The 5,760-nt window shown below is 38.3% G+C and carries 7 protein-coding genes; 4 read left to right on the top strand and 3 right to left on the bottom strand.

Annotated features, from left to right (window positions below):
* Nucleotides 1-80 precede the first annotated feature (80 nt).
* Entirely contained in the window at nucleotides 81-593 is a 513-nt protein-coding gene (locus QL989_RS18905) for a hypothetical protein (RefSeq protein ID WP_290171676.1), read from the top strand.
* Between the two features lie 20 nt (nucleotides 594-613).
* On the opposite strand, the gene coaD is transcribed toward QL989_RS18905, so the two are convergent.
* Complete coding sequence (gene coaD, locus QL989_RS18910; protein ID WP_010391041.1) at nucleotides 614-1,105, bottom strand: pantetheine-phosphate adenylyltransferase; 492 nt, start codon at nucleotides 1,103-1,105, stop codon at nucleotides 614-616.
* 442 nt (nucleotides 1,106-1,547) lie between these two features.
* On the opposite strand from coaD, the gene QL989_RS18915 reads away from it, so the two are divergent.
* Both QL989_RS18915 and thiI read left to right on the top strand, forming a co-directional pair.
* Nucleotides 1,548-2,201: a TetR/AcrR family transcriptional regulator gene (locus tag QL989_RS18915; protein ID WP_010391043.1), complete on the top strand. Its 654-nt coding sequence runs from the start codon at nucleotides 1,548-1,550 to the stop codon at nucleotides 2,199-2,201.
* 100 nt (nucleotides 2,202-2,301) lie between these two features.
* The gene (gene thiI / locus QL989_RS18920; protein ID WP_178955323.1) at nucleotides 2,302-3,759 is read left to right on the top strand and encodes a tRNA uracil 4-sulfurtransferase ThiI; all 1,458 of its coding nucleotides are present in this window, start codon (nucleotides 2,302-2,304) and stop codon (nucleotides 3,757-3,759) included.
* Nucleotides 3,760-3,785: 26 nt separating this feature from the next.
* Here thiI and QL989_RS18925 read toward each other — a convergent pair whose 3' ends face one another.
* The gene (locus QL989_RS18925) at nucleotides 3,786-4,688 is read right to left on the bottom strand and encodes a 2-dehydropantoate 2-reductase (protein WP_290171678.1); all 903 of its coding nucleotides are present in this window, start codon (nucleotides 4,686-4,688) and stop codon (nucleotides 3,786-3,788) included.
* Nucleotides 4,681-5,031 carry a VanZ family protein gene (locus QL989_RS18930; protein WP_008113182.1) on the bottom strand — a complete coding sequence of 117 codons (351 nt, stop codon included), beginning with the start codon at nucleotides 5,029-5,031 and terminating at the stop codon, nucleotides 4,681-4,683. Before QL989_RS18930 ends, QL989_RS18925 begins: the two co-directional genes overlap by 8 nt.
* 151 nt (nucleotides 5,032-5,182) lie before the next feature.
* Between QL989_RS18930 and QL989_RS18935 the strand changes: the two genes are divergently transcribed.
* Complete coding sequence (locus QL989_RS18935) at nucleotides 5,183-5,665, top strand: YajQ family cyclic di-GMP-binding protein (RefSeq protein ID WP_008113183.1); 483 nt, start codon at nucleotides 5,183-5,185, stop codon at nucleotides 5,663-5,665.
* The last annotated feature ends 95 nt before the right edge of the window (nucleotides 5,666-5,760 follow it).

The following is a 5,760-nucleotide window of genomic DNA, read 5'->3' on the forward strand; positions in this document are numbered from 1 at the left end:
TTTGGTAATAAACTTAGATTATGTGAATATCAATCAAGGTGTAAAAGCATTAAAACCTTCAGTTAAAAATGGTATTTTAAATGGATGACTTCTTGCTCAGTCCATATGTATCTCTTTACCTCGGCGCATTTGTTCAGTGGGGCTTTTTAATGGCTTTTTTATACTCATTAGTCACGAGTATAAATAAACCCAAAAAAGAGGCTTTATGGCTGTCGCTAATAATGTCGGTTTCATACTCTTCAAGCCTGTTCATTGATATCCAAAATATTTCTTATATGAAATTATTACTTTTTGATTTAGTAACAATTTTGGTTATTTTGGTGGTAAGCAACTTCTTAACTAAAAATGTTATATCTACTTATCTATTATTAGGGTTAAGCATAAACTCACTGTTATTTTTTGGTATGCATCTGGATGTATTTGTTTTTAGTAACAGCTCACCATGGTGGTTCTGGTCATTTTATTCTTTGGGAATTAATCTGATGGATTCCATGATGATAGCTATCTTCTTTATCAATAAAGATTTTTTGGGCTTAGTGAGGCTTAAGAACGTTCTGTTTCCAGCAAGAGCGAAGCTACCTAGCGCAACATAATGAAACGCTAGGCGTTGAGTTTAATGCTTGGTTTTTCCCAGCCTAGATTGCAGGGCTTTCATTACTATGCTATCAACAAACTCACTCACATCTCCGTTATGGCGCGCAACTTCTTTTACCAAGGTTGATGATATAAAGGTATTACGCTCAGCAGGTGTTAAAAATACACTTTCTAAATCAGGGTTTAAACGGCGGTTCATATTCGCGAGTTGAAATTCATAATCAAAATCAGAAACCGCTCTTATACCTCTAATCAATACATTTGCATTATGGTCGCGAGCCAGATCTGCTAGTAGCCCTGAAAAGCCAATGACTTTTACATTATCTAAATGGCTTAAAATCTCATTTGCTAAATCAACGCGTTCTTCTAAAGTAAAACACGGTTTTTTACTTGGGTTATGAGCAATAGCCACAATAACGGTATCGAACATTTTAGCCGCACGCTGAATTAAATCAGTGTGGCCGTTGGTAAGAGGGTCAAATGTGCCTGGGTAGATTGCGGTCACTTTCATAATATTTACTGTGTTATTATTTTTAGCCGTAGTGTAGCAGTGTTTAGTGTGCAAAGCAGCCTTGTAAGTAAATTGTGAAGAACTTCCTGCCTTGATTGTTTTAACGCTGACTATTTGTTTATACTAGGGCCTGTTGACCTTTCAGGATTAAAATTTGTTCTAACTAGGGACGATTTAATCGTGGCGCGAGGTTTGTAACCTAGTGGGCTAAGTAAAAGCCGAGCAACAAAGAGTTAATCGTCCCTAGGACGAACCTTCAGGCAGCGCGTGTTTGGTATTTATGCTGCGTTATCGCCTATTTATGGGGAATAACCACACTACATAGGCTCTGCCTTGCCAAAATACCAAACACACTGCTGCAAATTCAACCTCGAAAGATAAACAGGCCCTAGTGGATTGTTTTAATGCAGCATCGTATTTTCGAAAATTGAGTAATGAGTATATGAATACCAAGGATAAAATAATTCAAACCAGTATTTCATTGTTTAATGAACATGGTGAAAGAGCAATATCAACTAATCATATTGCATCGAGTTTAGGCATGAGTCCGGGTAATCTGTACTACCACTTTAAAAATAAAGAAGACATTATTCGCCACATATTTGCACTTTATCGTGACCATTTAAGTACTCACTTTAAGCCAGTTGATAAAGGCGACGATGCTTTTGAGCATCTTGGCCCTTATTTAGATTCGCTATTTGAATTAATGTGGCGCTATCATTTTTTTTACGACAACCTTGGCGATATTCTTGCTCGCGATAGCCATTTAAAACAGGGTTACATTGATTTTCAGCAGGAATTACTTGAGCAGGTACGTAACATCATTTTGGCCTTGCGGGATAGTGAAATTATTGCCATTGATGAACAAGATGCCATTGAACTTGCTCATACGCTAAAATTAACGGTTAGCTTTTGGACACCCTATATGAAAGCAAGAAGACTAAGTGGTGTGCTGGTTGAGCAAGATATATACCCTGGTATTGTAAAAGTACTGACTTTATTTAAGGCTTACAGTACAGAAAAAAGCGCAAATAAAATTAATCAGTTAAGAGACAAGTACGCACTTTTAGCAAATGCTGCCCCCCAGAATCCTTAAGCCTGTTGAGTTGGTTAGTTCCTAGGCGTTAAATTTTTTGCTATAATCCGCCGCGCCCAATGCCTGGGTGCGCGAATTCCCGCAGTCTAAGAGTTGAACTATGCTTAAATTTATCGTCAAACTTCACCCTGAAATAGCCATCAAAAGCCGTTCAGTCCGTAAACGCTTTACCAAAGTGTTAGAAAATAACATTAAAATTGTATTGCGTCGTGTTGACGAAAAAGTACAAGTACGTAATAACTGGGATAATATTTCAGTTGTTACAAAACTAGATGATGCTCAAACTCGCCTTGATTTTATTGATAGCTTGCAGCGCATTCCTGGCATCGTACAGTTTATTGAAGTGACCGAAACAGACTTTAAAACCCTTGATGACATCTATCAAAAAACCATTGCGTTAGTTGGCCACACTATTATTGGTAAAACCTTTTGTGTACGTGCTAAGCGCATAGGTCAACATGATTTTACTTCAACTGAATTAGAGCGCTACGTTGGTGGCGGGCTTAATCAACATGTTGAAGGAGCCCGAGTAAAGCTAAGCCGCCCTGAGGTAACGATTCGTTTAGAAATTAAAGACGAAAAAGCCTACATAGTGACGCAAACCCATTTAGGAATGGCGGGCTTTCCACTGCCAACACAAGACGATGTATTATCGCTTATGTCTGGTGGATTTGATTCTGGCGTTGCCAGTTATCAGATGATCCGTAAAGGCGCTCGTACACACTTTTTATTCTTTAACTTAGGTGGCGCTGCCCATGAAATTGGGGTTAAGCAAGCGAGCTACTACCTATGGAAGCAATACAGCTCTACGCATAAAGTTAAGTTTATTACCGTTGATTTTGAACCGGTTGTTGCTGAAATTTTAGAAAACGTTGAGAACAGCCAAATGGGTGTTGTGCTTAAACGTATGATGATGCGAGCGGGTAGTGCCGTTGCTGAAAAACTAAATATTCAAGCTTTGGTAACGGGTGAAAGTATAGGTCAGGTGTCTAGCCAAACCTTAGCTAACTTAAGTGTTATTGACCGTGTAACCGAAACGCTGATTTTACGTCCTCTTATTCAACATGATAAGCAAGAGATCATCAATATAGCGCGCCAAATAGGCACTGCAGAAATGGCAGAAACGATGCCTGAATACTGTGGTGTGATCTCTAAAAAGCCGACGGTTAAAGCCAAAATTGAAGTAATTAAAGCAGAAGAAGAGAAGTTTGATTTTGACGTATTAGATACCGTTATTGATAACGCCCGTGTTATGGATGTGCGCGATATTGATGTTGAGGCTAAGCAAGAGCTTAAAGAGGCAGAATCAGTTACAGAGTTACCAGAGGGAGCGGTTGTTGTTGATATTCGCTCACCTGAAGAAGAAGATGCTTCGCCGCTGGAAATTGAAGGTATTGAAGTTATCCACTTACCGTTTTTCCGCTTAGCAACTAAGTTTGGTGATTTACCTAAAGGTAAAGACTATTACTTATATTGCCAAAAAGGAGTAATGAGCCAATTACAAGCGCTTATTCTTCACGAAGAAGGCTTTAACACCGTAAAAGTATATCGTCCTTGATGGCTTAATATATTAGATGCGCGGATTTATTCCGCGCTTTTTTTTGCCAAAATTTCAGCAAGTAAGGCGTCATTATAAGGTGTTGCAATATGGTGCAGTTTTCCTTGCTCACTTATATAGCCACAAATTGCCATGATCTCAGTTTGCCTATTATGCAAAACGTCTTGATGCATAGATGAGTAATTCTCTGCCGTTAAACTCATTACCTTGTAGCCACGCTCGAGAGCATCGATAAGCTTAATATTAAGTTGAAGCGCGGTCGCAATATGGCACGCCTCTGTTAATAAATTAATAATTGAGCTATTGAACTGTGGCGCACGTAACTGGCCATTTTTTATATTGTACAGAGCGGTTAATGGATTTATGGCAATATTAACTAGTAGCTTTTCAAACCGTAGTTGCTCAATATTGTTGCTGACAATTAATTGCGGAATAGTGTGTAATTGCGCACTAAGCTGTTGAATATTTTGAATAGCCAGTTGATTACAGCCCCCTAATACACTTTGCCCGTTTCCGGTATGCTGCACAATATTAGGGTTTGATTTGAACCCAGCCATGCTAGTGGTTAAAAAGTACAACGACTGCTGCTTTGTTAACTGTGCATTTAATTGTTCAACATTACCCATGCCATTATGACTCAGTACAATATGGGTATTATTACCAAGATAAGGCTTTACTTGGGCATAGGCTTGTTGCACTGCAAACGCTTTAACAGTGAATAAAACAATTTCAAATTCAGGAGCTTGAGCTAATTGCTGTTGTGAGATGAAAGTAGCGTTAATTTTTTCTGAAGGGGCATCACCACGGCTATAAAAGCGAGTGTTAAGGGTGCCTTTTTTAGTAAGAATATTAACAGTGTGATGTTTCGCTAAGAAATAGCTAAATAACAAGCCAATAGCACCATCACCAACAACAAGTATGTTAGCCATAACGCTTCTTTTTACGTAGTGTTAATAGGGCTTTAGCTAAAAAGTAGCTCGCCGCACCAATAAAATCGGCAACAAAATCGGCCAGTGATGCTTGTCTGTAAGGAAGGCTATCTTGCATAATTTCTATTGCGGCACCATAGCCGGCTAACAGCAATATTTGTGCATATAACGGCAGTTTAAAGGCTTTATCCATTATAATGGCAAGTAAAAAGAAAATACCAAAATGCGCCACTTTATCTACATGCGGAAATAAGTTTGCAGCCCCTTTTACCTCTTTAGCAAATAAGAAGGTAAATGCGACAATACTAATTAAAAAAATAGCTTGGTAAACACGCCTCGTCACAAAAAATCCTAAAATCGTATAAAAAAGAAGCCTCAGTATATCAAACTAAATTAGTATCGCACCTGAACAAGATGCAGAAAAATGTAAAGATTTATCATTTTAACGTTATAATTGCCGCATAAAATTAAGATTAGCTAGTTAGGAGAACATCATGCCTTCATTTGATATTGTATCTGAAGTAGAAATGAACGAAGCACAAAACGCGGTTGATAACGCCAATCGTGAATTAGAAACACGATTTGATTTTAGAGGGGTCGATGCCTCAATTGAATTAAACGATAAAACAATTAAATTAAAAGCTGAAGCAGATGCTCAGGTTATGCAGTTGTTTGATATTTTAGCTGGGAAAGTTTCTAAGCGTGGAATGGACGTTGCGAGCTTAGAACTTCAAGAGATTTCTCGCGCAGGCAAAAATGTTTTTCGTAACGTTGCACTAAAGCAGGGTATCGAAAAAGATATGGCTAAAAAAGTAGTAAAAGCCATTAAAGATTCTAAAGTAAAAGTGCAAGCGGCTATTCAAGGCGAAGAAGTACGCGTAACGGGTAAAAAGCGTGATGACTTACAAGCTGCTATGCAAGTTGTACGCACTGCCGATTTAGGTCAGCCATTTCAGTTTAAAAACTTCCGCGATTAATTTATTGTTTCGAGCTAGGCACTATAGGCGCTTAGTTCAAAGCAACATGTATTTAGCCAAACACGCTATATTGTTTGGCTTTTTTATTTTTGAAT

Source organism: Pseudoalteromonas sp. APC 3224, assembly GCF_030407535.1.
Lineage (GTDB): Bacteria > Pseudomonadota > Gammaproteobacteria > Enterobacterales > Alteromonadaceae > Pseudoalteromonas.